The sequence below is a fragment of the Aeromonas sp. Y318-1 genome (assembly GCF_027706125.1).
Lineage (GTDB): Bacteria > Pseudomonadota > Gammaproteobacteria > Enterobacterales > Aeromonadaceae > Aeromonas > Aeromonas hydrophila.
Genome location: NZ_JAPDCM010000002.1, coordinates 273,248 through 299,892, shown reverse-complemented (window position 1 = coordinate 299,892; position 26,645 = coordinate 273,248). Strand labels below are relative to the sequence as shown.

General features: G+C 47.5%; 24 protein-coding genes and 1 pseudogene. 11 read left to right on the top strand and 14 right to left on the bottom strand.

The window, feature by feature from the left end:
- Positions 1-86: 86 nt before the first annotated feature.
- The 9 genes from OKB87_RS03850 to OKB87_RS03810 all read left to right on the top strand — a co-directional run bounded on the left by OKB87_RS03850 (position 87) and on the right by OKB87_RS03810 (position 8,109).
- Positions 87-779 carry a hypothetical protein gene (locus OKB87_RS03850; RefSeq protein ID WP_270826538.1) on the top strand — a complete coding sequence of 231 codons (693 nt, stop codon included), beginning with the start codon at positions 87-89 and terminating at the stop codon, positions 777-779.
- Between the two features lie 61 nt (positions 780-840).
- The gene (locus OKB87_RS03845; protein ID WP_270826537.1) at positions 841-1,260 is read left to right on the top strand and encodes a DUF2787 family protein; all 420 of its coding nucleotides are present in this window, start codon (positions 841-843) and stop codon (positions 1,258-1,260) included.
- A gap of 793 nt (positions 1,261-2,053) precedes the next feature.
- Complete coding sequence (locus tag OKB87_RS03840) at positions 2,054-2,431, top strand: hypothetical protein (protein WP_270826536.1); 378 nt, start codon at positions 2,054-2,056, stop codon at positions 2,429-2,431.
- A gap of 122 nt (positions 2,432-2,553) precedes the next feature.
- Positions 2,554-2,907, top strand: coding sequence for a hypothetical protein (locus OKB87_RS03835; RefSeq protein WP_266136661.1), 354 nt, complete (start codon positions 2,554-2,556; stop codon positions 2,905-2,907).
- A gap of 295 nt (positions 2,908-3,202) precedes the next feature.
- Positions 3,203-3,535: a hypothetical protein gene (locus tag OKB87_RS03830; protein ID WP_270826535.1), complete on the top strand. Its 333-nt coding sequence runs from the start codon at positions 3,203-3,205 to the stop codon at positions 3,533-3,535.
- Between the two features lie 48 nt (positions 3,536-3,583).
- Positions 3,584-4,102 carry a hypothetical protein gene (locus OKB87_RS03825; RefSeq protein WP_270826534.1) on the top strand — a complete coding sequence of 173 codons (519 nt, stop codon included), beginning with the start codon at positions 3,584-3,586 and terminating at the stop codon, positions 4,100-4,102.
- Positions 4,103-4,251: 149 nt separating this feature from the next.
- Positions 4,252-5,265 carry an SIR2 family protein gene (locus OKB87_RS03820; protein ID WP_266136663.1) on the top strand — a complete coding sequence of 338 codons (1,014 nt, stop codon included), beginning with the start codon at positions 4,252-4,254 and terminating at the stop codon, positions 5,263-5,265.
- Positions 5,266-5,274: 9 nt separating this feature from the next.
- A complete protein-coding gene (locus OKB87_RS03815) occupies positions 5,275-7,008 on the top strand; it encodes an ATP-binding protein (RefSeq protein WP_266136664.1) in 1,734 nt (577 codons plus the stop codon).
- 111 nt (positions 7,009-7,119) lie between these two features.
- Positions 7,120-8,109 (top strand): DUF4365 domain-containing protein, encoded by a 990-nt coding sequence (locus OKB87_RS03810; protein ID WP_270826533.1) that lies wholly within the window; start codon positions 7,120-7,122, stop codon positions 8,107-8,109.
- A gap of 98 nt (positions 8,110-8,207) precedes the next feature.
- On the opposite strand, the gene OKB87_RS03805 is transcribed toward OKB87_RS03810, so the two are convergent.
- The 8 genes from OKB87_RS03805 to OKB87_RS03770 form a co-directional block, all read right to left on the bottom strand.
- Entirely contained in the window at positions 8,208-8,615 is a 408-nt protein-coding gene (locus OKB87_RS03805) for a hypothetical protein (protein ID WP_266136666.1), read from the bottom strand.
- Between the two features lie 466 nt (positions 8,616-9,081).
- Positions 9,082-10,593: a hypothetical protein gene (locus OKB87_RS03800; protein ID WP_270826531.1), complete on the bottom strand. Its 1,512-nt coding sequence runs from the start codon at positions 10,591-10,593 to the stop codon at positions 9,082-9,084.
- Entirely contained in the window at positions 10,590-11,969 is a 1,380-nt protein-coding gene (locus tag OKB87_RS03795; RefSeq protein ID WP_270826530.1) for a hypothetical protein, read from the bottom strand. Before OKB87_RS03795 ends, OKB87_RS03800 begins: the two co-directional genes overlap by 4 nt.
- Before the next feature lie 59 nt (positions 11,970-12,028).
- Entirely contained in the window at positions 12,029-12,484 is a 456-nt protein-coding gene (locus tag OKB87_RS03790; protein WP_103260388.1) for a hypothetical protein, read from the bottom strand.
- A 24-nt stretch (positions 12,485-12,508) separates the two neighbouring features.
- Complete coding sequence (locus tag OKB87_RS03785; RefSeq protein WP_270826529.1) at positions 12,509-12,685, bottom strand: hypothetical protein; 177 nt, start codon at positions 12,683-12,685, stop codon at positions 12,509-12,511.
- A gap of 132 nt (positions 12,686-12,817) precedes the next feature.
- Positions 12,818-14,023, bottom strand: coding sequence for a site-specific integrase (locus tag OKB87_RS03780; protein ID WP_270826528.1), 1,206 nt, complete (start codon positions 14,021-14,023; stop codon positions 12,818-12,820).
- 88 nt (positions 14,024-14,111) lie between these two features.
- On the bottom strand, positions 14,112-14,657 hold the full coding sequence (locus tag OKB87_RS03775) for a hypothetical protein (RefSeq protein WP_270826527.1): 546 nt from the start codon (positions 14,655-14,657) through the stop codon (positions 14,112-14,114).
- 196 nt (positions 14,658-14,853) lie between these two features.
- Positions 14,854-15,228 carry a hypothetical protein gene (locus tag OKB87_RS03770; RefSeq protein WP_270826526.1) on the bottom strand — a complete coding sequence of 125 codons (375 nt, stop codon included), beginning with the start codon at positions 15,226-15,228 and terminating at the stop codon, positions 14,854-14,856.
- 258 nt (positions 15,229-15,486) lie between these two features.
- Between OKB87_RS03770 and OKB87_RS03765 the strand changes: the two are divergent.
- A pseudogene (locus tag OKB87_RS03765) lies at positions 15,487-15,705 on the top strand (DUF6444 domain-containing protein); the annotation flags it as partial.
- A 116-nt stretch (positions 15,706-15,821) separates the two neighbouring features.
- On the opposite strand, the gene OKB87_RS03760 reads toward OKB87_RS03765, so the two are convergent.
- From OKB87_RS03760 to OKB87_RS03740, 6 genes are all read right to left on the bottom strand, one after another.
- Positions 15,822-16,418, bottom strand: coding sequence for a hypothetical protein (locus OKB87_RS03760; RefSeq protein WP_270826525.1), 597 nt, complete (start codon positions 16,416-16,418; stop codon positions 15,822-15,824).
- A 428-nt stretch (positions 16,419-16,846) separates the two neighbouring features.
- Entirely contained in the window at positions 16,847-18,292 is a 1,446-nt protein-coding gene (locus OKB87_RS03755) for a hypothetical protein (RefSeq protein WP_270826524.1), read from the bottom strand.
- A 160-nt stretch (positions 18,293-18,452) separates the two neighbouring features.
- Positions 18,453-19,142: a hypothetical protein gene (locus tag OKB87_RS03750; protein WP_270826523.1), complete on the bottom strand. Its 690-nt coding sequence runs from the start codon at positions 19,140-19,142 to the stop codon at positions 18,453-18,455.
- A 10-nt stretch (positions 19,143-19,152) separates the two neighbouring features.
- Entirely contained in the window at positions 19,153-19,479 is a 327-nt protein-coding gene (locus OKB87_RS23660) for a TM2 domain-containing protein (RefSeq protein WP_442866074.1), read from the bottom strand.
- A gap of 132 nt (positions 19,480-19,611) precedes the next feature.
- The gene (locus OKB87_RS03745) at positions 19,612-19,821 is read right to left on the bottom strand and encodes a hypothetical protein (protein WP_270826522.1); all 210 of its coding nucleotides are present in this window, start codon (positions 19,819-19,821) and stop codon (positions 19,612-19,614) included.
- A gap of 126 nt (positions 19,822-19,947) precedes the next feature.
- Positions 19,948-20,841, bottom strand: coding sequence for a helix-turn-helix transcriptional regulator (locus OKB87_RS03740; protein ID WP_270826521.1), 894 nt, complete (start codon positions 20,839-20,841; stop codon positions 19,948-19,950).
- Between the two features lie 407 nt (positions 20,842-21,248).
- Between OKB87_RS03740 and OKB87_RS03735 the strand changes: the two genes are divergently transcribed.
- Positions 21,249-26,561 carry a DUF4011 domain-containing protein gene (locus OKB87_RS03735; protein WP_270826519.1) on the top strand — a complete coding sequence of 1,771 codons (5,313 nt, stop codon included), beginning with the start codon at positions 21,249-21,251 and terminating at the stop codon, positions 26,559-26,561.
- Positions 26,562-26,645 lie beyond the last annotated feature (84 nt).

Sequence of the window (26,645 nt, the reverse complement as noted above, 5' to 3'; positions counted from 1 at the left end):
CTATGACCCTTTATCTATGACCCTTTTACCGATGATCCGGGGATTATGAATCGCCGATCATCTAATCCATTTGTAAGGACATTATCATGGCAAGACCCCGTAAATACCGTGTTGAAGAGACCCCTAAACCTGCCAGCGCCACGCCAGCCGAAGAGAGCCCACTCACATCCGGAGCAAGCGGCTGCGCCGAGCCTCTCTCGCCAGCCCTTGCGGCTGACGCCGACAAGGCCAGGCCTGGACCCGGCGACACCGCAGACTCCGTGACTGGCAGCCCCGACCCACTCCATATCCCTACAGGCGTTGATGGAGCTGTGAATACTGAGCCGGTCATTGAATCAAACAATGATCTCCCCAGCGTCACAGACCCCATACATACGTTGATCCGTTATACCGCAGAGAAACTCAGTGCCAGGTCAGAAGGCTTGATCTTCTACGCTCTCGGTTGCCATGAGGAGACCGGCGAGTTGTTCCTGAAAATCACCGGCAATCAGGGTAGGGGGCTGCATAGCAAGGAGTGGATTGCGTTGTCAGAGATTGACGGCATCTTGCGCTCCTTGCCCGCAGACAAGCCGTTTAAATCCAGCGTCATGAAGCGACTGTTTAAAGGGGGCAGCGCCAATAACGCCGGATTCTTATCAGCCATTCTGCGCTCGGACGGGCTGAAGTTGATCCAGAAGGCTGACGGCAATCCGATGCTGCACGAACTGGTGCCTGATTACCTTGAGCGCTTGGGGTCGCTAACCAATGAGCTCTGTACCTTAGCTCCTACCTTCGAATAACCCCTGCATAGTGCTCACCTGTCCAAGGGTGAGCCCCCCAAACAACCAAACTGAGGTGATTATGACGATCCCATTTGCGGATGGCTTTGCCCTGCCTGTCAGTCAGGCATTGATGAGTATTCTGGATCAGGAACTGGTTAGATCTGGAACAGTGCTGAAGGGAAAATCCAGTCTGGTCTTCAACTTCCGAGATCCGGATTACGGCCCGGTTCGTGGCGGGTTTCATCCGGTGGAAATTCGGCTGCTAAAGCGTAAAGACCGGTGGCAATTCGATTACGTGACGGACTTTAGTTATCAGGGGCCGGAGGAGATGGCTGAGTTGGTCAAGGAGATCGACTTCAACTTTTTGTGCGAAGAATACTACCTGCTCCGTTACGGCCAGATGGGACCAGCGTCGGCCAGGGAGCTCTATACGATGTGGGAGTCGAACTTCGTCAGTTACTACCAGATGGGCGTGTTTACCGTCTCAGTGGCTGCGTAACCGTCGCACCGGACAGGAGAGGAACAGGAACCTGCGGCGGTTTGGTACTGGCAGTGGCGTTGTCATGTTTACCTTTCCATGCGGGGCAAGGAGCCATGGACTAACCCAACTCGAAACCGGTCAGCGGCTCAGTAGGTTAGTCCATCCCTCGGCTGTTTCAGGTGTCCCTTTCACCACCTATCCCCCAAAACAAGTATCCCCGGCCCGTGGCTGGGTGGCTTGTTTTTTTGTCATCAGCGAGGAGGGAGAAAGACAGATATGTGTGTATCCCCAATAGCGTTATTCCACCAAGCATGATTTACATTAATTATCAGTTGGTTATGTGGTTATCCTCTTATGCAACAGGGATTGATTGCGCAGTCAGTCCCAAAGTGTCTCTGCCCCCTGAACGGTCGACAACCAAGAAAGTTCGCGCAACCGCTCATAGTGTGATGACCGCAAATGTTCATCAACTCAATGAGGTGATAAGGTGGGACTCTTACGCATCATTAATTAGTGTCTGTCACAACCTGAGGTCTGAGCAATCTGGTAGCGACAGCCTAGAGCGGGTGCGTCTGGCGATTCGAGAGGTCTCAAAATTGGGTAGGTAGAAATCAGCTGTGAGCGTCAGATCGGTTAGAGCAACGAGTTTGTTTAATGCATTGATGATGCGTAATTTATGGATATGAAGTCGAATGTGGGATGCTCATGCTATGTGACATCCACCAACGCAAATATGCAGCATAACGCCAGTGAGTATAGTTGTTAGCTTTCTTTTCGTTGCATCAATCAATAAATCCAAGAGGTACTACTTATGACAATTTTTGAACCTGGTGTTCAATATAAAGATCTTGATGGGATTGTTCATGCAGATCGTGATGATAATCAGTATGCAACTGATTACTTAAGAAATAACCAAAAAATCACTAAAGAAGACTATGTATTTGGAATTCAGGTTTTTTCGTCTGTGCATAATGTTAGACAAAATACACTAACGGTCAGATTCCTACATTCTGATGTTTCAGGTTATGAGAATATCCAAGAAAAAATGAGAGTTGAAGGTGATGCTCTTACTCTAAACGTAGTTGAAATTGATATGCCGTACAATGTATTTTTCGGTTTGTTTAAACGCTTTAGTTTAACTTTATCACCAAATGGTTTATTAGAAGGTAAGTCATATACTACACTATAAAAAGCTAATAAGGCGTTCAAGCTAAAGCTCAAACAATCCTCCAAACGGCTAACAGGGCATTGCAGCGGAGCAAGCCCCTGAATGTGGTGTTATACGTAAAATATAATGTAAGGAGTATCGGTATGCCAAAGTACTACAGTGCAAAAATTAGGGTCGAGCAAACTTTTGAGGTAAACATTGTAGCCGAAGATGAAATATCGGCGAAACGGCAGGCAAGAGAAATTGATTTTGGAAAAAGCGACCCGATTTCGAGCCAACTCACTGGTGTTGAACTCGTTCTAGAAGGAGAGGCATCCTACGATGTAGGTACACGAATAAAGCACTTTCTTTTTGGTATCGGGGAAATAAAAGGTCTTGTTAGAACCACCAATGCCAATAACCACTTTGGCCATAGCGCTACAGTTGAATTTGAAAACGGTGTAATAAAAAATATTCACTTACCACTGGCGCGAGAAAAAGTTGAAATCTTGGGGTAAACGCATAACCCGTCGCTAGGTCCAATGTGGTGGTGATATGGCAGGACTCTTACGCAAATTAGTGTTTGCCGCAACCTGATGCCTGAGCAATCTGGTAGCGGCAGCCTGGGGCTGTAGCGTGGATTGCCACATTAGACAAAGCAACGAGGCAATGCCTTGATGTCGTTGATTTATAGGTATGAAGTCTTATTTTGGATACTCATGCTATGTGGCATCCACTAATGCAGGTACACGGCAAAACACCGTTGGGTATATCTGTTATCTTCTACTCGAAGAACCTCGTTCAGGAAAACATATGTCTGTGATTACGAATTCCGTCTTAACAAAGGAAAAACTCTCTACTACTCTTAAAAAATATGTAGAAGCATTAAACTGGCTTGATTCTAAAGGCTTTAACATAGGGCCTAGTCGGTTAAAAAGATATCAAACACATTATGAATCTCTTATTCATAACTGGGGGAATGAGACTATTCTGGAAATAGTCACCAACAAAAATTACGCCAGTGCTATTTATGAAGCTTATGAGGTGATTGAAATAAAAGATAAACTAGAAGAAATTGAGTGCAAGGAAGTGTATGAAAGTTTGAAAAAATCCCTTTCAGGGGTTGAGTTGTATAGTGATGAGTGAAGCATTGCCAAGCCTAGCTCTGCGAGAAATTTTTCGTTTGAACTATATATGGCTAGATATTTCAAACGTGCTGGGTACGACCTCAACTTTAACACTATTGCTGATTTTAATGCCCACAATGCTGAGGACTCCATTTTTGTAGAATGCAAAAGGCCAGCAAAAGAAAAGACTGTGGGGAAAAACATAGAAAATGCTCTCAAGCAATCTATGAAGCGTTTTATCGAGAATGATTGTAGAAATCAAAAAGGAGTCGCAGCTATTGATTTGACCGCTCTTATAAACCCAAACTTAAATTTTTTGGTTACTGATGATATAAATGCTGTACCTGCCATTTTGAAAAAATCTGATAACGAATCTTCACCTGAAGTTAAAAGGCATTTCGACAAATATGGTGAGCATTGCATCTCAGTAATGTTTCATTGGCGTGTTCCCGTTCTTCATCTCAAAGAGGAAACTGTGGGGCTTTACGAGAGGTGTTTTAGTGTACCGATTTTTAAATCAGGCACTTCCTCTGAAGAGGTATTCTATAGGTCAAATAATGAACTAGTGCGATCTGTAGGGCTATAAGCAAACAAAGTACTGCATTCACATTTTTTTTACATCTTGCACCAAGAAATCCGATGAGCACGGAGCTCTACAGTGAGAAGTGCGGTTATTCATGAAAAATTAATTTAACAAAAATGAATGCATAGAATATAGAGGAAGAGAAGAGCAATATGTCCCAGTTCGACTACAAAAAACAAGCTCAGGATTTTTATGGTAAGGCTCCTGCTATTATTCTGGGCAGTGGTGCCTCGGCCGCACACGGAATGTCTGGAATGGTGGCTCTTGCGAATCATTTGGTCATGCACACAGATATTTCTGATTTGTCCGATGCAGAGATCGTTGCTTGGAGTGAATTCTGTCGGGTTTTACAAGAAGGGATAGACCTCGAGACTGCATTGCATAAAGTCACTCTTTCCGACACGCTGACCGCAAGAATTATTAAAGCAACTTGGACACTCATTAACCAGGAAGATATTTATATTTTTCAAAACTCTCTTCAAAACAATGCCATGTTCCCCTTGAGTCGCTTACTTGAGCATATGTTCAAAAGCAGTCTCAAGATGATAAACATCATCACTACAAATTATGATCGTTTGGCAGAGTATGCTTGTGATCAAGGCAGAATACATCACTACACCGGCTTCACACATGGTTACTTTCGTCAACTATCAACCCCAACTGAAATAACTGCTTCCCGCCGGGTTAATATATGGAAAGTACACGGCTCTCTAGACTGGTTTCAGTCCCCTCTCGAAGATACTGTTGCTCTTGTTAACATCCATTCTATACCAGAAAATTACGAAGCGCAGATCGTTACGCCAGGGGCGCATAAATATCAAAAAACACATTTAGAGCCTTTTCGCTCAATTATAAACAACGCTGATGAGGCCATAAAACATGCCAATTCGTATCTGTGTATTGGCTACGGCTTCAATGATGAACATATTCAGCCAAAGCTTGTAGCGAAATGCCTGCGTCAGAAAACGCCGATTACAATTATTACTTATGCTCTTTCTGCTGCCGCCAGAAAACTCATTATAAATGGCAATGCACAAAATTATTTGGCAATAGAACGAGGCGAAACTGACAATCAGTCGATTGTCTACTCTTCCCTGAGTAAGTCTCCAGTGGTCGTTGATCAAAATATCTGGAGTTTCGAAGGATATATGTCACTAATTATGTAGGAATGAGAAATGTCTATTTTTAACTTTAAGGACGAAGAAGCCCTTGGAAAGGTGGCTTCTGTAGACACAACAAACGTGATCGTGGAAGTGGAAAACGTTGACCAACTCAAAAGATTACAAGTTAATCATCTCGCTGTCCTCCAAAGCAGTCGCCCTGGGCAGCACCTCATTGGCCTCATCACGCAGGTGACCCGCAAGCGCGTCATCGAAAGTATTATCAATGATGGAATCAACGACCAGAACTCGGAGCTCAATTTGTGCCGTATCACCCTGATTGGCACCATGCTGGATCGTGACGGAGTGAGGGAAAACGTATTTCGTCGCACCCTCGAAAGTGTTCCTGAAATCGATGCTAATTGCTTTTCGCTGGAAGGCGAAAACCTCACAGGCTTCATGCGGACGCTTTCCAATGTAGCAGCAGGTGGCAACTCATTGACACTTGGGAAATACACGCTGGACGAGCATGCAGTTGCCTATCTAAATGGCAATAAATTCTTCCAACGTCACGCATTCATCGGTGGTAGCACTGGTTCGGGTAAGTCCTGGACGACCGCAAAGATCATCGAGCAGATGTCGGGACTCTCAACGGCGAATGCCATTGTCCTAGACCTTCATGGAGAATATGCGCCTCTAGTCGGTGATGGTCTTCAACACTTCAAGGTCGCCGGACCGGCGGATGTTGAGGCAAAGCGTACTATTGATGATGATGTGCTTTACCTACCTTATTGGTTGCTTTCATATGAAGCGCTCGTGTCCATGTTCGTTGATCGCAGTGACCAAAACGCGCCTAACCAAGCCATGATTATGGCTCGTGAAATCAACCAGGCGAAGCAAAAGTACCTAGAAGATAACGATCAGCAGGAAGTGTTGAAGCATTTCACTGTCGACAGCCCGGTTCCATTTTCTCTAGATGTCCTTATTGGGCGGTTGAATGAAATCAACGTAGAAATGGTTCCCGGCGCCAAGGCTGGCACAGAAAAACAAGGCGATTTCTTCGGTAAGCTTGCCCGCATGATTTCCCGGCTTGAGAACAAAATCTCCGATAGACGCCTTGGCTTCATGTTCAATGGCGGCGGAGATATTCTGGATTTTGGCTGGCTTGAGAAGTTCACCAATGCCGTTCTGGGCAGCACTGGTGAGAATGGTAAGGCCGGGATCAAGATTATCGATTTTTCAGAGGTTCCATCAGACGTCCTGCCATTGATCGTTTCCCTCGTCGCACGGGTCACTTTCTCCGTCCAGCAGTGGACTCCCTCTGAGTTACGCCACCCTATCGCACTCCTCTGCGATGAAGCGCACCTCTACATGCCTCAGCGCAATATGGCAGATTCTGCCGATGATATCTCACTGGATATTTTCGAGCGAATTGCTAAAGAAGGCCGTAAATACGGCGTTAGCCTTGTGGTGATAAGCCAGCGTCCCTCCGAGGTGAATAAGACGATGCTTAGCCAATGCAGCAACTTTGTATCCATGAGGTTGACAAACGCTGAGGACCAGGGGGTTATCAAGAGATTGCTTCCTGATAGTCTTGGCGGGTTCAGTGATATACTTCCCACACTTGACACCGGCGAGGCTTTGGTTGTCGGTGATGCGAGCTTACTTCCGAGCCGAATCAGGATCGATGAGCCCAAAAATAAACCGAATAGCGGTACGGTGAATTTCTGGGATGAATGGCAAAATCCAGTCAAGGAGAAACGGTTGTCGATAGCCATCGAAAATTGGCGCAAGCAGAGTATTCAATAGAGTTTCAATCTGAACTCGTATTAACAATTCGTTCCAGCCCACAGCGGTCGCGCTAAAGTGCGCCGCTGATCGCTAGCATTACAAAAAAACAAACTAGAGAATCAATGATAGATGGATTTCCCAAAGAGAATTAAACAACACAAAGCAGAATCCGATTCTTACGCTATTCTACTTTATAAGTTAAGGGATTTAGGGATATTTAGAAATTTAACCGACAATGACTATGGCATCGACTTTGAGATTGAGTTGGTTGAAGATGATAAAGTAACAGGGAAATATATAAAAGCACAGGTAAAGTCTTCAGACTATTTAACTATTAGGAAAACAGACTCAGTACCTACAGTAGGTGGCATTAAACAGAGTACATTAAATTATTGGGCGGAGTTGAGTCATAAAACACATGTTATTGCATATGTTGTCGACCTTAAAACGGAAAATATATACATATCAAAGCCTCTTTTCTGGCAGGTGATAAAACTTATAGACGGTTCTAATAAAACTAAAACAATCGAATTTGTGCAACACGATGACAAGCATCACGCAATCATCCCATCATTATTTACTAAACTATATGCACACTCACCATCCTTGATGGATGAAATTTACAGCCACAGAATGGCACTAAAAAATTTAAAGCATTTCTTTGATCTCTATGCGGATGTATTTCATTATGACTTCCATATGCCAGTTGACCAATTAGATATATTCGAGACATTCTTGGAAGTCAGTAAAGTTTTGCTTTGGTCCTCCACTATTGCATACGGAGACTTAAAAGAAGAAGAGAGGAGGTATATTTATTCTTTTTCTTACTGGAAGAGAGTCACAGAAAATGCAGGCGGAGAAGATGTAGCCAACTATGTTGCTCAAAGGCCATTAAAATTATTAATGCCACATTTACTGGATGTGTTACGGAATTATGAAGGTCGTGTATTTGACAGCAAGTACTATTGGAAGCACAAGTCTCTTACTTATCTAAAGCTAGTTTACGATTTTCCAATTCCTCAGGTTTCAGGTCATGATGAAATTATAAATGTTGGATATAATCAATATGAGCGATATAGAAAGGATGGCGGCTTTGAATATTTAATTTCAAAGTGCTAACAATATAATACTGCTGGAAAACATTTCCGCCGTGCTTAAGATTTACTGTAGAGCACGGCGTTATGGCTTAGAAAGTTTTAAACTGTACCATATTGATTTTATTTCCCGCTAAGAGTTCTTGATACTTCCGGTTGTTTCATACCAAAAAGCTTTCCAGCTCTTTCTTGACCAATTTCTTTAGCTTTCTTAGCTAAGTGTTTTATATCTCGTTCAGTTAGTTCTTCACTCACATTTTCGTGAAGTTGTTTGGCTAGCTGCTCAATTTGTCCCTGAACATCGTTTAATTTTACAAAATAACTGGGTATTTGGTCTGTTGGTATCACTTGCGAAGACATATCACGAATTAGTGATTCTTTTGTCTGTGTTAAGATATCAACAGTTTCACGAGCAAGAGCTTGAGTCGTTCTACTTACTTTAATTTCTTGTTGTTGATGGTTTTCAACATTAACTTGGTAGCCTGTATTTGTTGGGTTACTTGTATCTGATGGGTTAAACGGATCTGCCATTGGTAGTTCTCCAAGCCTTACAATCAATAGTCCAAAGTATACTTGCATGAAAGTTTTATGCAAAATAAAATATTTCAATGAAAAACAATGTGTTACGGTTTAAATTGTGAATAGTGCAATGGCGTTCAACACACAGTGGGCTGTTAACGCATGGCATTTCCAATGCCTAATGAGTCGAAGTGATTATGGTCGTTGTAGTTGAGTCTGGGGTAGTCCCATAGCAGGGCGTTAGGCGATTGCCTCGAGAAGCGGTTTTAACCATCCATCTCGCCGTTTTACCCTGCGTTGCTGCCATTCATGCCCACGGGTCACACTGATAGGCTATCGGTCGTCTAAAGCGGCTCAGGTGGTTCGTCTTCTGGAGCGCATGTCATCATCACAGAGCCAGTTAAAAAGAGAAGGGGAAGCAACCATTATGTTGCTTCCCCAATCGCCTTATTACACCAACCAGATATTGCTATATCAATCAGTCGGTTATCACTTCATGACTCGGCGCATCCAGCGTGATTTGCGCTATCTCGGTCTTGGGGTTATTCAACCGGCCTTGGAGCTGTGGCAGGTCCTCGGGCTTGAACAGCGCCCCCAGCTCTAACCCTGGACACTCTTGCTGGATCACCCGCACCAGGCGGACGGTGCGCGTTGTCACCGGTACACACTGCCCGACCAACTTGGCGCGTTTAGCGGATTTGCAGTCATCCACGCTGGTTGGGCAGCCATTGATCGTCAGCCATTCGGCCAGCTCATCGTACCCCATCGTTTTCGTCATGCCGAAGGCGGACTGGGTATAAGCACGCAGGAAAACCCTCTTGAGGATGCCAAGTGACCCTTCATCTGTCATACGCATTGGCAATCCTTTTATCGACGCCTTGCAGGCGAAGTAATCCTCCCAGTTTTCCCAGTCATCGAGGGTCTTCAGACAGTTCGTCCGCCGCCAGTTGTCGAATACCACACGTTGCTCCATAGCGGCGGCTACCGTCGGCCAGGGGCGAGTATCAAAACAAATATGCTCGGTGCCCAGCACGTGCTGCATTGATGGCAGCATGGGTTGCCGCTTGAAGTCGAACTCAAGATTCAGAGTCTTTGACCTGCTCACGGAGACAAGATCGCGTTCATTGATCCACATTTCAGTCGTAGATATTAAATGGTCACTATCGACTTTTTGGCCGGGGGTACGATTCAGATACAGGTCAAGCATGTACGCCTGATGCAGCTCCTTAGTGCAGGGGGGCTTAACCCCAGCCTTGGCCAGGGTCTGGGGCTGACCCTCAACGCCTTCTGGGGTGAGTTGACCACGAGTCTTCATCGCGATGACCTGTTTAACCTGATGTTTTTGCTCCAGCATCCGAAAGCCAGGGCCATCCAGTCGCTCGCCCAGTTCCTGAAAGCGGCGGCATATCGGGCCAGTCAGCACAAGTTCGTCATAGGTTGCATCGGTGAGGAAGCCATCCGTGGTGACACTCACCACTGTCCTGTGGGTGGGGATAGAGGCGAGGATTTCTCCTAGTACAGCGCGGATCAGACCGGTTGTATGCGCGGCAAAAAATGCGTTGGTGATGGCTGAGCGCTCAATGGGCTTGCTCAATCCACTGGATGTATCGAAGGCTGACTTGCCCCTCAGACCTTGAGCCAGCTTGCCATAGAGAGAGTTACCGATTTCTTTCCAAAGTAGCTCTTCGAAGGATTTCTTCACATACGATTGGCGTTTTTCCCGAACCTGCGAGACAAAGGGCTCAAACAGGCGCTGCGTCGTATCTGCCCAAGGAATGATGACACCCTGATGTATCTCAATCTGGCAACCCATACGGAGTGCGACCTCTATCTCTGGTGCGGTACAGAAAGATTCACCAGTGAGGGGAAACAACAGGCCAATTCCAGTACGCACCGGTAGGCTGGGATAACGTGTCCCGTATGGAAATTTAAATTTAACGCGAGCAAGACCAAAGACATGGCCACAGAAGTCGGCTGTGTTCGTGGTCATTCGTCCTCGCTCATAATCAAGGGGAAAAGGTCAACGAGCCCTGTGGTATAGGCTCCGCTGAGGTCAAAATCGTTGAAGAGCGATAGTGGGGTCGGGCCACCCCAAAAGCATTCATTCCGTCCACCGTGGTAGCAATCGATGGCAAAACCCTCGAATAGCTTTGCTTCAGGGGCCATTTCCCGAGCCTTCTTGGTCACAGGTCTGGATGCATTTTTGCTCCATCCAGTTTGCACCACCTCATGGGTTCCAAATAGCAGGTCCCGGTCTTGACCTGTTTCGCGCAGATGTTTCAGGAACACCGATGTGGCACAGCCGCCAATCGTCTTTGGCAGGGATGAAAGCCCCAGTGTCTTAGTGAATTCATGGAGTTGTAGGCCATATTTGACCGCGATTTCGGCATCGCGCAGGGCATAAGCTTCAAAGGCTGCCTTGTTGCTGGCAAGTAGTTCATCCATGCGATCAATAGAGTGACCCGCAGGGAGAGACAATTTGGGTAAGCCAATGAGATCACCAACGGCGGCAAGACCAGCACCACCAGGGGTGTGCAGCATAGTATCGACAAAGGTGATCAAGGTTCTTTGTGCTTTACGCTGCTTGTCTCGCAAAATCAGCGGGGCCGGTTTTGCTTGACGGTGCAAGACGTTCTCAAGATCGATGCCATAGGCATTGTTTACTGACGCCACTGTTCGGCGAATACCATTAACCTGAGTTTTGAACCGCCAGAAGTCGCCAAACGAGGCAAGGTCTGCCCGCAGGAAATGGGCATACACAAAGACATGTTTGGGCCACTCCGTGAGTATCCCTTTTTCCTTACATACCACTACGATGTGGCCGAGGAATTTATCGAAACTCAGGCGATCAGATATCCGATTGGATGCGGGGTAAATGATGTCTGAATGTTCTCCTTTCTCTGTCATAGCAAAGAACTGGTAGGAGAGAATGTCGTTACGCTTTGTCGCGGGATTGTAAACGTATTCGCTGTCTATGCCGATATGGAGCCTAGCGCCTTTGGCCGGGGTTACTGTCTCTCCCGGTTTGAGATAATGCTGAGTGCGTAACCGCAGTGCCTTGTTGGTAGAATTCTCCTGCACGGGTAGCAGGTAATCAGGTATGTCGGGGTCTCCCGCAATCACATCAGAACTCAGGCCATCTATCATCCAGTCAGGAAGGCGTGAGGGAGCATTCATGTACTGGCAGGGGTCGAGTGCGCTTTCAATCGCGAGCGCCAATGCGCTCTGGTGTTGCTCGTCGTTGAGCATGCCGTAGTCATCGGGAAAGGGGCTGTTATTAAGCTCCGGCAGCAGGTCGGTATCTGCGTAGGGAAAGCTCACCGCTGTGTCTCCAGCATTATGTGCGGGGTTTTCTTGTCTTTTCATGCGTGTTGGCTCGTAAAAAAAGGGCCTCCTTGGAGACCCTTTATTGAAGAGGAATACGGTTAGGCGCTTAGCTGGCGTTCGATAGCCTCCATGTCCTCATCAAGTTCTTCTTTAGAGTCGCATGCAACCCACAGGGGCTTGGTGTCCGGCAACAGAAGGGAAATACTGATCCAGACATTGGCGTCTTTTACGATCGGGGTGCAACCGGCAATCAGGTCTGTTGCGACCAGTAACTTCTTGGTTCGGATGAACTTGCGCTTCTTTTGCTTGAGCACGAGACTAGAGACCTCTTTGAAGCGCTCCTCGATTTCTTGTCGGTCACTGCTCCTGTACATAATGGCCGGGTATGAGTTGCTGTCGGACCATGCCATCAGCGCATGTGGCTGGTCGGGATCATTGAGCTGCATGTGTGCAACGCGGCTGATCGTGCCGAGGTTCGTCAAACCATCGTTCACTTTGATGAATGCACCTACGATTTGATAGGCAGCGGTGTGTTGAGTGTTATTTGTGCTCATGAGAGCCTCCTGTAGTTAGGGTTGTTAATTTTGGTTTTGCAGTTGTTTACGTTCCCACTTCTCCACTTCACTGAGTGGGAAGCGGGTCTGCCGACCGATGGTTACAAACGGGGGTAACGTCTCAGGGGCGATGACCATCTGCTTGTCCAGCCAGCTTTTTGAGATGCGCCACCGCAGCGCTAACTCGCTTCGTGTCAACATATGTACACCGTCCATCACTGCCTCTCGTTTGCCTGTTCGTGCGACTGGATTGCAGTATTCAGAAGTTGACCCCCCAAAGCATTGACAACACATGCATTGCGGAATTTTGTGTGCATTGGTCACAAATGGGTCTTAATGATATTCTGCGCAACACAACTGCAACACAACTGCAACACAACTGCAACACACTGTGGGCTGTGGTATGTTTTCAGAGAGCCATTGCTGTTGAGTGGCATTGATATGAGGGAGTAAGTGGGTCGTGGTGCGTTGCTGATATCGCATCGCCATCTGTAGTGATGAGTGGTTCAGGGCCTGCGCAACCATGGCAATGTTACCCGTCTGTAGCATCAGTTCCGTGGCAAAGGTTCGGCGGAGATCATGAATGCAAAGGTCACTGATCCCTGCTGTAGCACAAATCCGCTGAAAGGCATGCCGTGGGTAGCTCATGTACCCTGAAGAGGATTGGGAGGAGGGGAAAAGGAACCTCTGTTTGTTGACCAGTAATTGCTGTGTTTCGATGAGCCTGATGGCATGAGACGTCAGGGCCACTTGGTGAGGTAATCCATTCTTGGTCGTAGGCAGGATCAGGTAAGCCTCATCGAGGTGCAAGTGGGCTTGTTCTATGGAGCACACCTCCCCAATTCGCATCCCTGTGTAGAGAGACAGTAATAGCGACCGACTTGCTTCCGAGTTTTGGGCATAACATGCATCGATAAAACGTGACCGTTCATCAAGGCTCAGGATCTGCTTGCGTTCATTATTTTCCTTGAGTTGCCGTAACCCATTCATCGGTGAGACAGAGAGGTATCCGTGCTCCACGGCCAAGGTCAGCATCCTCGACAGGGCAGACAAGATTTTGTTCACAGTGGCAGGCTTGAGGTGTTCAGCAAGTCGCCTTTGGAAGGCCACAATGGTTTGGCGATCCAGTGTTTTTAGACGACGGCTTCCAAACTCTGGCAGGATGTGTTTTCTGACCTTGGACAGCTCTGACTGTGTATTGCGCTTATGCAGCTGCAGATCGTCGAGGTAGGCGGTTTCAAAGATCTCTTGGAGGGTTTTGTTTTGTCCCAAGGGATACGTATTGCGGGCAAGTTTATGGAACCTCGCATGTACCTCATCCCTGGCCTCTTGTATGGAGATCTGCGGATAGGGGCCAATGGTCTCGAAGACCCGTTTGTAACGATGGGTTGTGTCGAAGACGAAAGACGTAGATAGAGCGTACCGGTACACGTATAGCTGCCTTACGTCAGCATCACGATATACCTGCTGCTTGCCATCCGCTGGCGGTGGTAAGGTCTCAAGTGCTCGTTTTGTTAGCTTCAGATTAGTAATGGACATAGATCCTCCTTCAGAAAAAGGAGGATGCTAGGCCATCGGGGATGGTTACATCATTGACATCACATGCATTCAGGAAATGCCATTTTTGTTAAGTAGCATTCTCATTATTTGTCGGCTCAGACAGGAGTGGTCCATCTTTTCCGATAATCTTATTAAGATAACGCCGCATCACTCTATTTTCATGCCGGGTTTTAAGGTTGTCGAGTTTCGGCCTAGAAGAGAGGTCGATTGGTGTGGCACCTTCATAAACAAAAACATCATCACAAATGCTTATCAAAACAAGCAATAGGTTGTTTATAGTGTATGTAAAGGGCTTCCCTGGCGTACTGTATAGTGCAGAGACGTGATCCCAATTTCTTTCCAAATAATATATGACTAACTTGAGGTATAGGTTTCTTGTGATAGTTCGAACGGCACTGTTGGTTATTTTTGTTCCTTGGAATCGCTCGTTCCTCATGTTTAAAATTGCATATGCATCAGGGGATTTAATCCAAGACCTGCGATCTTTCAGTTTCACTTCGTCGGCAGCTTCTGTCAGAGCCTGGAAAGCTGCGATGCTAAAAACCGTTCCTATAAACCCGGCTCTATCAATTACGTAGGCAGTGGAAGTGTTTACATCTATCTTAGCTAGCACGCGAATCGCATGTTCGATGAACAGCCCTCTGGCAAAGTGCGCTTTTATGTTCTTTCTCTTGGTTATATCATTTTCAATTTTAATATATGCGGGGATGTCTACTCTATCTAAGAATGATATCAGCAGAGTGGAAAGCCTTGTTGCGTATTCGGTGAGTGCATTATGCTCAGGGTAATAATAGGAATCCGTTGTTGATTTATAAATTTGGTCGCACTTTTAATAGTGCAATATACAAGCGTTTAGTTTCTCCAGTTAAACTTTCTCTTACGTCAGTTTTACCAAAAAGGCTTAAGCAAAAAGAAATTAAAGTTTCAGGCGTTTTCCTCTGTACATTAGACTTTTTAACGCTTTCGGCATGAAGGTAGTGCAGATATTTACTAAGTAGCTCTAAGTTGTAGTATTGTTCTAGACGAGAAGTTTCACTCTCAGAGTAAATTTTTATGGACTGCTTCTTTAACGTAACTTTATCTCCAGTGACGTCAAATACGAGATCAGGGGAATAATCAGGGTGATTTTCAAGAACATATGCGATATCTGGGTCGTTATCATCAACTAGATATTTGTGCTGCATAAAAAATCCTAAGGTGAGAATAACAGCTTCTAATAGTATTTTCCTGATTATCCATGATCCTCAAATCGCTGCAAGAGCTGGTATAGCATTGAAGGGTAAGCAGCTACCATGACGTTGCTTCCTAAATCATCCCTCAGGACATCCCCCTAGCTCGTAAGCGTTCACCGAGACCGCGTTGACACAACAAAAAGTGGGACGATCGTCTCTTGATCCCACTTACCTGCTTGCTTGATCCCGTCCGTCAGGCACGCTACATCTATGAGCAAAATCACCATACCTCCATCAGGCGTACCATCCACCCAGGAGCAGGCCAACGAATTGATTGGCAAGCTCCTCGATCGTATTGCCGAACTGGAGGATCGCCTCAAACAGAACAGTGGCAACTCTTCCAAGCCGCCTTCAAGCGATGGTCCTGAGGTTGTTCCGCCTGTTCGCAAGCGGCCTGCTTCCGGCAAGAAGCGCGGAGCCCAACCCGGCCTCTTTTGACTCAAATTCCACGATGGACCGAATCTTCAAGCGCTTGATTATCTAGGCCCACCAGTACGGTGGGCTTCTTCGTTGGTCTCTCCAACCAGAGGGATAGCAAATCGAGTTTACGTGGGATTGAAGATTAGGAAACGTTTTATTGCTTTTAAAATCGTCGGCCCATAATTAAGTAATATTTCCATAACTCCTCGCGCGTTGAACAACGAGATAGCACCCCAAGAACTCTGGCCAACACCTATATTCGAAAAATCAGCATGTTTTTTAAAATCAAAATCTTTTAATGCTGTTTTATACGATGAATTGTTATGCTTGAAAAAATATGAATAAAGCTTTTCGTTAACTGGCTTAGCAAACCGAATTTCTTGTTTGTTAATATGAGGAAAAACACCTTCACCAAAACGCGCCAGCAGTGTTCCGCCGACAACAGCTCCGCGCAGGCTGCTTGATGTCGCGTACAGCGTAGAGACAACGGCAATAATCGCGCAAATGGTCTCCTTGTCCCGCACGATAGAGGTATCCATCGCTAATTGGATGCTTTCTTGCAAGGTTCGTTTGTTGGTTTTCCCTAGCTTCTCTTGAACCCAGTCATCGATAGACTGAGCGGTTGTTAACAACTCCTCTCGATACTCAGGATTATCCGCTATTTCGCTGAGGGCATTTTCTGCCATATCAACAAATATCATCACGAGCGGTATTTCGACCATAGCTTTTCCATCTCTATCAAAAGCCCACACTCACCATACTATGTAGTAAAAACCATAAAGAGAACAAGTGTTTGGTATGTCATCGTGTGGAATGGGCAGCATTGAAGAGCAAGCAACTGCGGTGGGTTGCCATGACGTTGTTTCCTAAATCATCCCTCAGTGCCCTGGACCAGTACACTATGTATCCCCAATGGCGCTGTTACACCTATTACTTCTTCGTCAATAAATCAGATGGTTACGTACAATTGGCAATACGCATTTCAAGCGTGTTGCGCAGAATGATGGTTCTTCATGTAGGCGATTGAAGCCAAATCAGGGGATGCGTCTCGGCCATTAGTCAGGATCGTTCCGTTTTAGCTAAGCTGTGCGAAAAAGAGGCCAGTGCCGCCCGACCCTGACCTCTGTGTTTTCTGCTGTATGGTGCCGGATTACTGACAGGTTCCCCAGTTTACGCCGTCCGTGCCACATTCTAGGCTATGAGTACCGTCCGCATAGGTTGTCTGCTTCTGATAGAGGCCGCTGCTGTTGTGGCTGGTTTTGATGGTATTGCCATTTTCACTGGCCATCATGCTCTTGACCCAGCTAGCCGCCTCAGGATCTTGGGATGGTTCGTTATACTGATAGGGGAGTGCTTCAAGAGCAGCAGAGAGCTCACCCATATTCAGGGTGGATAGCTGCCCTTCCAGACCTACCCAGTCGTTCAGGAAGCTGAATGTGCCCGCCTGCCGGTTATAGATGAATTGGGTCGAGTAGCTCAGATCGTTGTTGCTGTAGTTGATGAAGGCGTAGCGGTGGATGATCGCTGCTGCCATATCGTCAGGTGCACAGTCGTTGAAGCTCTCTGCCGATGTTTTAGCCAGATTCACCAGTGTGTACGTCTTGGCGTTTGATCGGGCCGAGAGGGTTTCCTTGATGTCACAGCTATAGGGAGTGTTGTCCCCATGGCGCGACTCAAAGTCGTAGCGGGTTGTGTAGGTGTAGTTATTGCCTGTCACTTGGCGCTCTTCACCGTAGATGATGGTCTTGATAATTTGCGCGAAATCATCGCTTACCTTCACCAGCTCGGTGCTGCTCTGGGCTGCCCCTTGCAACTGGAGTTCACGATACCAAGCATCCGGATAAGCATTGTTGTGGTCGCGACTATCCCCCTTGTGGTAATCGACATAGACAAAGGTGGCGTCCGGGTTTTCCCGTTTCAAGGTTTCTGTCTCGGTAAAAGACTGCTGCAAGCCGTGCACGATCTCCTGGGCCAGCGTGGCTGTCTCGCTATCACCGCTGGCGATGAAGTCCGCATACAGCTTCTGCTCAGAGATGTTGTAGTGACTGACAACACGGCTGACGGCCTGTTTCATCGAGGCGATCAACTGCTCCTGCTTTTGCCGGTTCGCCATGACGGTCTGGCAAGTCGTCTGTGATTGGGCTGCCAGCTCACTTTCTACACTGCTCCAGAGCACCGTGGTCAGCGGCGTCACATGGTAGACATCATCCTTGGTGATGGGGGCAAAGGTGGGAGGAAGGACCATCTGATAGGCTTCTGTTACCGGGCCAAGATCCTGGTCCACGGCATCTACCGGCACATCGACCACCAAGGGGGCGTATTGAGCGCAGGTTTGCAGGTCTACCGGCAGCTCTAACCGATAATCACCGGCATCATTGGTGGTTGTCTTGGGTTCACCATCATCCCACTGACGGTTGAAATTGAGATCGAGATAGACGGTAGCGCCTTGAATGTATCCATCAATCGCCTTTCCTGACATCGCCAAGGAGGCACTCGGTGGGGTTGGACTATCCGTGTTTCCACCGTCGCTACCACCACCACCGCCACAGCCTGACAAAGTAGCCATCAACACCATGGCCAAGGGGGTTTTCTTCATTTTTAGTTTCCCGTTTATTATTGGTATGCGATAACGCCCAGAGCATGGTCCGTTATCATCGTGATAATTTTATCTCGGTGTACGGCTATAAAATGTTGATTAGCCTCTGATTTATTAGTTTCTATTCACCGTGCTTGTTGTTGTTTTTGGCTTCTGTGCATCAAGGTGCAGACAGTCCTGTCTCGCACACGATGACTTCGCACTCTGATGGGTCAGGGAAGTCTCCGCCGTCGTCGGTGACATATATCTTGTCGACATGAACGCGGTAGTTACCCGCCGGGGTCAGCAGTGGGTTTTCATACATGCCCTGATAATCGACAGAGACAGTGGTCGCACCATGGGATCTCAATGTGACGCGTCCATTGGGGGCGATAGTGATGGATTGTTGAATCCCACTTTCACCCCCGAAGTTGAAATAGCGGGTTCCCGTGAACGGCAGCGCCACGGCTTGTTGCTGTGGATCCCCGGTATGGTCAGAGCCTCTGGCGCTCTGGCACATTTTCTCTAGCAGCAGATCCAGCATTCCCTCCGGCTGGGGTCGTCCGTTAATCTCCAGCGCCTCCACAGAAAAACCATCGGCTTGCATCCAGACCTGCACCATGGCCCGTGCGGGCTGATTAGCATAGGTGATGGTGCCGCTGACATTCACCAACTTCCGACCATCCGCTGCTTCCCCGCCGGTCCACTCGGGATCTTCGAAGAAGCTGTTGACCATCTTCTCGACGGTGATGTTCGGGCACATTTCCAGCTCGCTTTCCTTGACAGTCGCTACATCCAACATGCTGAGCAAACCGGCATGTACTTCCGCCGAACAGAGCATCAGTAAAGCGATAGCTAATTGCTTATTCATGCTGGGTTCCTCACCAGACCCATGAGAATGCGAATACATGGCGGTAGTTATAACGACGGTCAAACTCCTCTTGTGTCAGGCATAAAACACGAATGAACTCGATCACGGACAAGACCAGGGGAAGGCCGGTGGTGCAAAGCGCGAGGTAGATAAGCCCCCAACCCCAATTCCCGGTGTAGAACTTATGCAGAGCAATGCCGCCGCCCAAGAATGCGAGCACAGCGGTGAGCCCCTTGCGCTTGCCACGGTGCGCAACGGCGTTTGCGCCGTTTAGCGGTGCCTGCGGGGGAGTGGGTACGGCAGAGGGGCGCGGGGAAACTGCTGCCCCCTCTTTAATCGGCCATGCTGCAATATTGATAGGCTTCAGCAGCTCATCCGTGATTGCCCTGGCTTTCTTCTTGGCGGCACCGAAGGTATCGATGGCATCGACAAATGAGCCATTGAGGGTGAGCTGTATGACCTCATTGCCTTAGGAAGCGAAATTCACGGTGATGCGCATACCGAATGGGTTAAAGCCATATTTCCAGGCGGCTTCGATCCTGCCTTGGGTGCGCTCGACGGTTTTTAACGTCCCGCCCTGGGCTTGCAAATGGGCGGCGACATGCTCGAAGAGTGGCTCATAGGGACTGGTGGAGCAAAGAGTGTTGTCGGACACTTTTTGCAGGCTGATTGTGTTCATGCATGACTCCTTGGATATCGACTGCGGGATGGTTGACGACAATGTGAAACAGCGGCGACAGGTGGTGTCGCGGCATGTCAGGCGGTGTCGCCAGATGTATAAACTGGGATCTTTGTCACACATGGGTCAGGGTGGGGCCTGACTCATCAGGGTCAATAAATGGCGTAAATCACGGACGATCTGCTCATGGATAAAACCGGGCGAGATCACGGTGAGCCCCGGCATCCAGGATTTGATGACAGGCAGAATTTGATTGGCATCGAGCACACGACTGCTCAATAACAGCGCACCGTCATCCAGGGTTTTGACAATCTCCTGCTCGGGCAGCAACGGGCGATGCAGAAAGTTGATGGCGATGGAGGCACTGGCCTTGAGGAGCACCTCGATCATGCCGGAGCGCCAGAGCGTTGGATCGGTATCGATCTGTCGCGCAATGAGCGGATCGCGGGTGAAGGTCTGTTGCGATAGCTCAACCAGCGCGATGTTGCTCAGCGGATAGGCTTGCAACCGCCCCTCGCTGACGCCGACCAAGTGCCAGGTGCCTTTATAGTTGACGAGCTGATAGGGGCTAAACAGTTGCTTGCGCTGGTCTTTGGTGATGAGCCAGCATTGCAGATGTTGGGTCAGTGCCTGCTCTAATACCGGTAACTGATGACTCAGTGAGTTGGTGGATTGGGCATCGAATCCCTTGATGGCGAAGAGGCTTGGGGTGTCTCTGTCCAGCAGCTGACCTAGACGATGTTCACTGGCGTGGGGGAACAAGTCGGTGATGCCCAACTGTTCGGCCAGCTTTCGCAGCTTTCCATCGCTCTTGTGATTGAGGAACCCAGGATCCAGCCAGTATTGCTGGTTGCGGTGCTCTATAGGTAGATAGCTGAGGCGTTGATTGAAATCCCGCTGCAGGATGCGCACGGTGACGTTGTACTCGGTGGCCAGATCACCCAGGTGCAGCTTCTCACCACTGTACAGGCGGGTGAGGAGCATACCGAGGCGTTGAGCAATCTTGTCGTGTTCGTGCATACCATCACAGAAGGGAAATAACCGTGTCGCGGATTATCCAAACAGGCCGCGACACGGCGTGACGAATTGGCTGACAGGCAGTTTTTCGCAAAACCCATCATCGGCGATGGGCTTTTGTCATCAGTAGAGGGGCTTTGTTATCAACCGGCGAGAAGCGGTTGAGCGGGCAACGATGGTCGTTTGTGTTCAGGAGGAACTAAATCCACCATGTATGTTTTTTAACCGCCCGGTGAGCCACAGCGCACAATAAGAAAGATGTGTTAATTTAGATTGTCTATACAACGGGTTGTCCGTTATGGTAGACCGCACAACCATTCCCTTTCTTTATGGAGGGTTTTTTTGTTTGTTTGGTAACACGGTTTCGAGTGATATGGTTTGTCTCTGATTGCGATATAAGGAAATAGTGAATGAGTGATACATCCGAGAATCTACCAAATGAAGGTGTTGTGGTTAATACGGAGGTGCAGTCCTCAGACACTTTATTTAGTAATTCATTTGAGATTGCAATTGAAGCGGCAAAGATAGTAAATTACGCCGCAGCTCAAAATAATATCCCACTAATTCAGTGTTTAATTATTCGCAACAAAAGCGAACAGTCGTTCAGACAGGTGGATTTTCAGATAAGTGTCAATCCGGCATTTTTTGAACCCAAGCGTTTCACCTTTGATATCTTCGGTGCTGAAGAGTCTCGAACCTTCAACTCAGTTCAACTAAAACTCTCGCTAAACCACGACTATCTATTCAATTTGGATGAGGCTGAGTCCGGTAATATCATAATTACCGTGTCTAAAGAAGGCGAAGAAGCTTTGGTTCACAACGAACCGATCCGTGTATTAGCTCGTAACGAGTGGGGAGCAACACTGGGTTTACCAGAGCTATTGGCTGCACATGTTCAACCCACGCCTATAGAAGTTGATCGCATACTGTCAGCCGCATCTTCTTTGCTTAAGTCATCCACAGGCTTGAGCATGAATGGATATCAGAGTAAAAACCGTGAGCATGTCTGGAAACAGGTAAATGCAATTTACCAAACTCTAGCAAACATGGGGTTCCATTACGCACCGCCACCTGCCTCTTTCGAACGAACAGGACAGAAAATTCGGACTACTGCCCAGATCCTCGATGGTAAAATGATGACCTGTCTGGATTCCAGCGTACTTTTGGCGGCTTGTTTGGAACAAGCGGGTTTGAACCCGGTAATTTTGGTCAAGGAAGGCCATGCTTGGGTTGGGGTCTGGTTAGTTGATTCGTATTTTTCCAACCCGGTAGAAGACTGTGCTCAAGATGTGAGAAAGAGAATTGCTTCCGGAGAATTTCTCACGCTTGAGACCACTGTGATTCCTCAGGCTGCTTCTATGAAAAAGGCTATTGCCGATGCAGCAAATTATCTGGAAGAAGCCCAGGAGCACACTTTTGAATACGCGATTGACATCAAGCGGGCTCGCCAGAATCACATTCGCCCGATGCGTACTATTGCTGCGCTAGGCAAAGGCACTGTCGACTATGGTGAGAGTTTTTCACCAGCGGGACCAATTATTGAAGATGTCCCAGAATTGCCGCCATTAGATCCAGGAGTCATAACCACCGAAAACGTAGTGACTGACAACACTCCGGAAGGTCGTATGGCAAACTGGAAGTCCAAACTGCTAGATCTGACTTTACGAAATCGTCTACTGAATTTCAAAACCAGCAAAAAATTCCTAAAAGTAGTGACTCATGATGCGGGGGATCTTGAAGACGCATTGGCAGCAGGTGGTGAATTCAAGCTCGTAGCCAAACGTTCAATGGCTGACATGGGCGACCCCCGAAGTGAGGAAGAATTTAAAGCCGAATACGGCATGACCTCGGCTGAGCAATATGCTAAATCGGCCCTACCAAAAAAAGAAATCTGTTTTGATGTAGAAAAAGAAAAACTGCAGGACTACGCCACTGTTATATTCCGTGAGGCTAAAAATTCCTTAGATGAGACCGGGTCCAACAGCCTATATATTGCGTTGGGTACTTTATGCTGGAAAGAAACCCCAGAAGCCGAGACTGTATTGAAGGCGCCAATTCTCCTAGTTCCAGTGAAATTGAAGCGCGGTGCGGTAGGCTCCGGCATCCGATTAGAACGTTTGGATGAGGAAACAATTTTTAACCCCACACTCTTACAAAAGCTGGCAATAACATTTGACATCTCTTTACCGTATCTCGACGGGCAACTTCCAAATGATGATTCCGGTGTAGACGTAGACAAGATTTTTGCGACATTAAGGAAGAAAGTTGAGGACCTGAAAGGTTTTGAAGTCATCGAGGACTCTTATCTTGGATTGTATTCTTTTGCTAAGTACCTCATGTGGAGAGATTTATCCAAAAGCTCTCAGGATTTACTCAAAAATAAGGTGGTAGACCATTTGGTTAACCATCACGGTGAAAATTTTCAGGATGACACAAAAGCGATCAGGCCTGAGGATTTGGATCGCGACTTCTCACCTCAATCTTTGTACACACCATTGTTGGCTGACTCGTCTCAATTGGCTGTCATCTGCACAGCCGAAAAGGGTCGAAACATGGTCGTTGAGGGACCGCCAGGAACGGGCAAGTCTCAGACTATTACCAACCTTATATCTCATTTCCTGGCCAATGGTAAGACTGTGCTCTTTGTAGCTGAGAAAATGGCTGCGTTGGAGGTAGTACACAACCGATTAACAGACATTGGGTTGGCTGAGTTCTGCCTAGAGCTGCATTCGACTAAAGCGAAGAAATCAGAGATTTCCAAGCAGTTTGTGAAGGTGCTCGAATGCGCGGACAACAAACTCGTTGCTGATTGGGAGTACGAGGCAGAGCGGTTGGCTGCGCTGAGAAACGAACTGAATGCCTTGGTTAGGGTGTTACATCAGACACATAGAAACGGTTTGACAGTGTACGAAGCTATGGGCTGGACGTTAGTGAGCGGCAAAGAACCAGCTCGCTTTGATTGGACTGACCCAGAGACACATGACTACAAGGAAAAATGCAGTCTGGAAGATTTTGTGGGAGATTTGGCAGCGTTGGCTACACGCCTTTCCAAAATATCGACTCACCCGCTCAATGAAGTAAAGAAGACAACTTGGACTCCTACTTGGCAGGACAGCCTATTGCAAACGGCTAAGCAATCCGTTGAGCAAGTGAGCGATATCGAGGCCAGCTTGCAGGATTTCTCCGCGCTCGTAAAAATCGAGGCTAATCAAGCGAGCTTGGATCAGTTGCAGTCCATTGATGAACTTGCCGCTGCTTTACTTAATGTTTCACAGGTGCCAATGGAGTCAGCTAGTCAAGCGTTCAGCACGCAAGAACGTAAGAAATTGGGCGAACTTATCCGGCATGGCGAGCAGCGTACCGCCCTATGGTCATTTTTCAAGAATTACGACGCGGAACTAAAAACGCTAAAAGCCGCGCCGTTAAAACTTCAATGGAGAGCGGCATCCCAAGATTGGTGGCCCAAGAAATGGTTTACTAAGCGGAAGGTTTCTAATCAGATTAGACTTTTTAGCCTTGATAAGTCGCGCGTTGCTGACGAGGAGATGGACGCGTTCCTTGATAATCTGGCCAAATTAAATGTAGAGGATCAGTACCTTCACGAAAATGCTGCAATCGGGTTAAGTTGCTTAGGAGCCGTTTTTAAGGCCGAGAATACCGACTGGAGTGAGGCGGCAGCCTACCTTCGCTGGATGGATGATCTGGCTTTATCTGTGCAAAAAGCCTTTGACGCACAGATAGAGCAGTTAGACGCCGCTCGAAGTTCGCTTCGAGTGCTGCTTTCTGATCAAAATGAGTCCTTTAGACCGGGTGGGCGGCTCTATAACGTGGCCCAGGCTTACAGGAATTCATATTCGGAGTTCATAGCGCTGTTTACCAGCCTTAGGGAGCTCACTGGTAATAGCGAATTTTTGGGGGGCTCGGCCAAAGTGGGTTTACTGGGTTGCATACGTTCAATGAATGCTCAGTGGCAGTCACATAAACAGGAAATCCAACCATGGTGTGTCTGGAATGACTCCCGTGCGAAGGCTTTGTTACTTGGATTGCAGGGCTTGATTGAGCAGGTCGAGCAAGGTGCAGTAGATCTTGCTGATCTTAAAGAACATTTTGTGGTGTCTTATGCTAGCTGGTGGCTAAAGTGCATTTTGGATAGAGAGCCGTTGCTCGCGAACTTTTCTGGCGCATCACAAGCCCATAAAATTGCAGAGTTCCAAAAGGCTGATGAGCGTTTCCAGAAACTCACCGTCCAGTATGTACAGGCCAAGTTGCGCGGCAAGATTCCAACTGGGTCAGAATTGACGGGTGACTTGAAAGGGGAAATAGGGTTTTTGCGCCATGAAGCGCAGAAGCAGAAGATGCATCGTCCGATAAGAGAGGTACTTAAAAAATCCTCCGCAGTGCTGCCACGCTTAAAACCCTGTTTACTGATGTCACCTCAGTCCGTTGCACAGTATCTAGACACGAGCACTCAGATGTTCGATGTAGTTATATTTGATGAAGCCTCGCAGATACCGACGTGGGACGCTGTTGGTGCAATATCACGCGGTAAGCAATTGATTTGTGTTGGTGATCCTAAACAGCTACCTCCGACCAACTTCTTTAGTGCTTCGGATGCCTCTGGAAACTTTGATGATGAAAGTCTCATCGAGATGGAATCTATTCTGGATGAATGTTTGTCCTGTGGCATGCCGTTGTCTCGGTTGGCTTGGCACTATCGTTCACGTAACGAAGGGTTGATTACATTCAGTAACCACCAGTATTACGGGTCGGATTTAGTTACTTTCCCAAGTCCCGTGGAAACGGATAACTCTGTGGAGTTTGTTGATTCGAAAGGGATATATGAGCCCGGCAAGTCGCGCACAAACAAAATTGAAGCTGCCAAGATCGTTGATGAGATCGAGCAGCACTATCTCTCAGGTGCTGGTAAGAAGTTCTCCATTGGAGTCATTACCTTTAACTCTACTCAACAGGCTCTGATAGAGAAACTAATGGATCAGCGGCGCCTTGCGAATCGGCAACTGGATGAGGCTATTGCACAGGTTGGCTCAGAAGAACTCTTCATCAAGAATTTGGAGAATGTTCAGGGTGATGAGCGTGACATCATCTTGTTCTCAATTACCTTTGCTAAGGATGCAAGTGGAAAGTTGAGTATGAATTTCGGTCCAATGAACAAGGAAGGGGGCCATCGCCGCCTTAACGTGGCTGTTACCCGTGCTCGACACAAAGTCAAGATATTCTCAAGCCTACGGCCAGAGGACATTGATCTATCGCGCACTAATGCCAGGGGGGTGGCAGATCTAAAAGCCTATCTGGACTTCGCTTTGCATGGCGCCCGTGTTTTGACTGAACAAGCCATACCAACTGGGCGGGAACCTGACAGTCCTTTTGAATATCAGGTCATTGACGCCTTGCGTAATCGTGGGTGGCGTGTTGTGCCACAAGTTGGTGTATCCGGTTATCGAATCGATCTGGCTGTAGTCAATCCTCATGCTCCAGGAAAATTTTTGCTGGGAGTAGAGTGCGATGGCGCTACTTATCATTCCGCACCGAGTGCTCGTGATCGAGATCGCTTGCGCCAAATGGTGCTTGAAGGTTTAGGCTGGAATATTCACCGTATTTGGTCGACTGACTGGTGGTTTAACCGAGAGATCCCCCTGAAAGCGCTTCTAGCACGGCTAGACGTATTGGAAGAGCAGGCGCGTCTTGAAGTACAACCGGGTTAAATGAAATTCTCTGGTGGGGGTATATACAGGGTTATGTGTATATCCCCAATAGTGTTGTTACACCTATCGATGATTTGCATATAA

What these genes read in the sequence shown, in the direction of transcription:
- OKB87_RS03850 (WP_270826538.1), top strand. Translation starts at nt 87, where the DNA reads ATGGCAAGACCCCGTAAATACCGTGTTGAAGAGACCCCTAAACCTGCC.
- OKB87_RS03845 (WP_270826537.1), top strand. Translation starts at nt 841, where the DNA reads ATGACGATCCCATTTGCGGATGGCTTTGCCCTGCCTGTCAGTCAGGCA.
- OKB87_RS03840 (WP_270826536.1), top strand. Translation starts at nt 2,054, where the DNA reads ATGACAATTTTTGAACCTGGTGTTCAATATAAAGATCTTGATGGGATT.
- OKB87_RS03835 (WP_266136661.1), top strand. Translation starts at nt 2,554, where the DNA reads ATGCCAAAGTACTACAGTGCAAAAATTAGGGTCGAGCAAACTTTTGAG.
- OKB87_RS03830 (WP_270826535.1), top strand. Translation starts at nt 3,203, where the DNA reads ATGTCTGTGATTACGAATTCCGTCTTAACAAAGGAAAAACTCTCTACT.
- OKB87_RS03825 (WP_270826534.1), top strand. Translation starts at nt 3,584, where the DNA reads ATGGCTAGATATTTCAAACGTGCTGGGTACGACCTCAACTTTAACACT.
- OKB87_RS03820 (WP_266136663.1), top strand. Translation starts at nt 4,252, where the DNA reads ATGTCCCAGTTCGACTACAAAAAACAAGCTCAGGATTTTTATGGTAAG.
- OKB87_RS03815 (WP_266136664.1), top strand. Translation starts at nt 5,275, where the DNA reads ATGTCTATTTTTAACTTTAAGGACGAAGAAGCCCTTGGAAAGGTGGCT.
- OKB87_RS03810 (WP_270826533.1), top strand. Translation starts at nt 7,120, where the DNA reads ATGGATTTCCCAAAGAGAATTAAACAACACAAAGCAGAATCCGATTCT.
- OKB87_RS03805 (WP_266136666.1), bottom strand. Translation starts at nt 8,615, where the DNA reads ATGGCAGATCCGTTTAACCCATCAGATACAAGTAACCCAACAAATACA.
- OKB87_RS03800 (WP_270826531.1), bottom strand. Translation starts at nt 10,593, where the DNA reads ATGACCACGAACACAGCCGACTTCTGTGGCCATGTCTTTGGTCTTGCT.
- OKB87_RS03795 (WP_270826530.1), bottom strand. Translation starts at nt 11,969, where the DNA reads ATGAAAAGACAAGAAAACCCCGCACATAATGCTGGAGACACAGCGGTG.
- OKB87_RS03790 (WP_103260388.1), bottom strand. Translation starts at nt 12,484, where the DNA reads ATGAGCACAAATAACACTCAACACACCGCTGCCTATCAAATCGTAGGT.
- OKB87_RS03785 (WP_270826529.1), bottom strand. Translation starts at nt 12,685, where the DNA reads ATGTTGACACGAAGCGAGTTAGCGCTGCGGTGGCGCATCTCAAAAAGC.
- OKB87_RS03780 (WP_270826528.1), bottom strand. Translation starts at nt 14,023, where the DNA reads ATGTCCATTACTAATCTGAAGCTAACAAAACGAGCACTTGAGACCTTA.
- OKB87_RS03770 (WP_270826526.1), bottom strand. Translation starts at nt 15,228, where the DNA reads ATGCAGCACAAATATCTAGTTGATGATAACGACCCAGATATCGCATAT.
- OKB87_RS03760 (WP_270826525.1), bottom strand. Translation starts at nt 16,418, where the DNA reads ATGGTCGAAATACCGCTCGTGATGATATTTGTTGATATGGCAGAAAAT.
- OKB87_RS03755 (WP_270826524.1), bottom strand. Translation starts at nt 18,292, where the DNA reads ATGAAGAAAACCCCCTTGGCCATGGTGTTGATGGCTACTTTGTCAGGC.
- OKB87_RS03750 (WP_270826523.1), bottom strand. Translation starts at nt 19,142, where the DNA reads ATGAATAAGCAATTAGCTATCGCTTTACTGATGCTCTGTTCGGCGGAA.
- OKB87_RS03745 (WP_270826522.1), bottom strand. Translation starts at nt 19,821, where the DNA reads ATGAACACAATCAGCCTGCAAAAAGTGTCCGACAACACTCTTTGCTCC.
- OKB87_RS03740 (WP_270826521.1), bottom strand. Translation starts at nt 20,841, where the DNA reads ATGCACGAACACGACAAGATTGCTCAACGCCTCGGTATGCTCCTCACC.
- OKB87_RS03735 (WP_270826519.1), top strand. Translation starts at nt 21,249, where the DNA reads ATGAGTGATACATCCGAGAATCTACCAAATGAAGGTGTTGTGGTTAAT.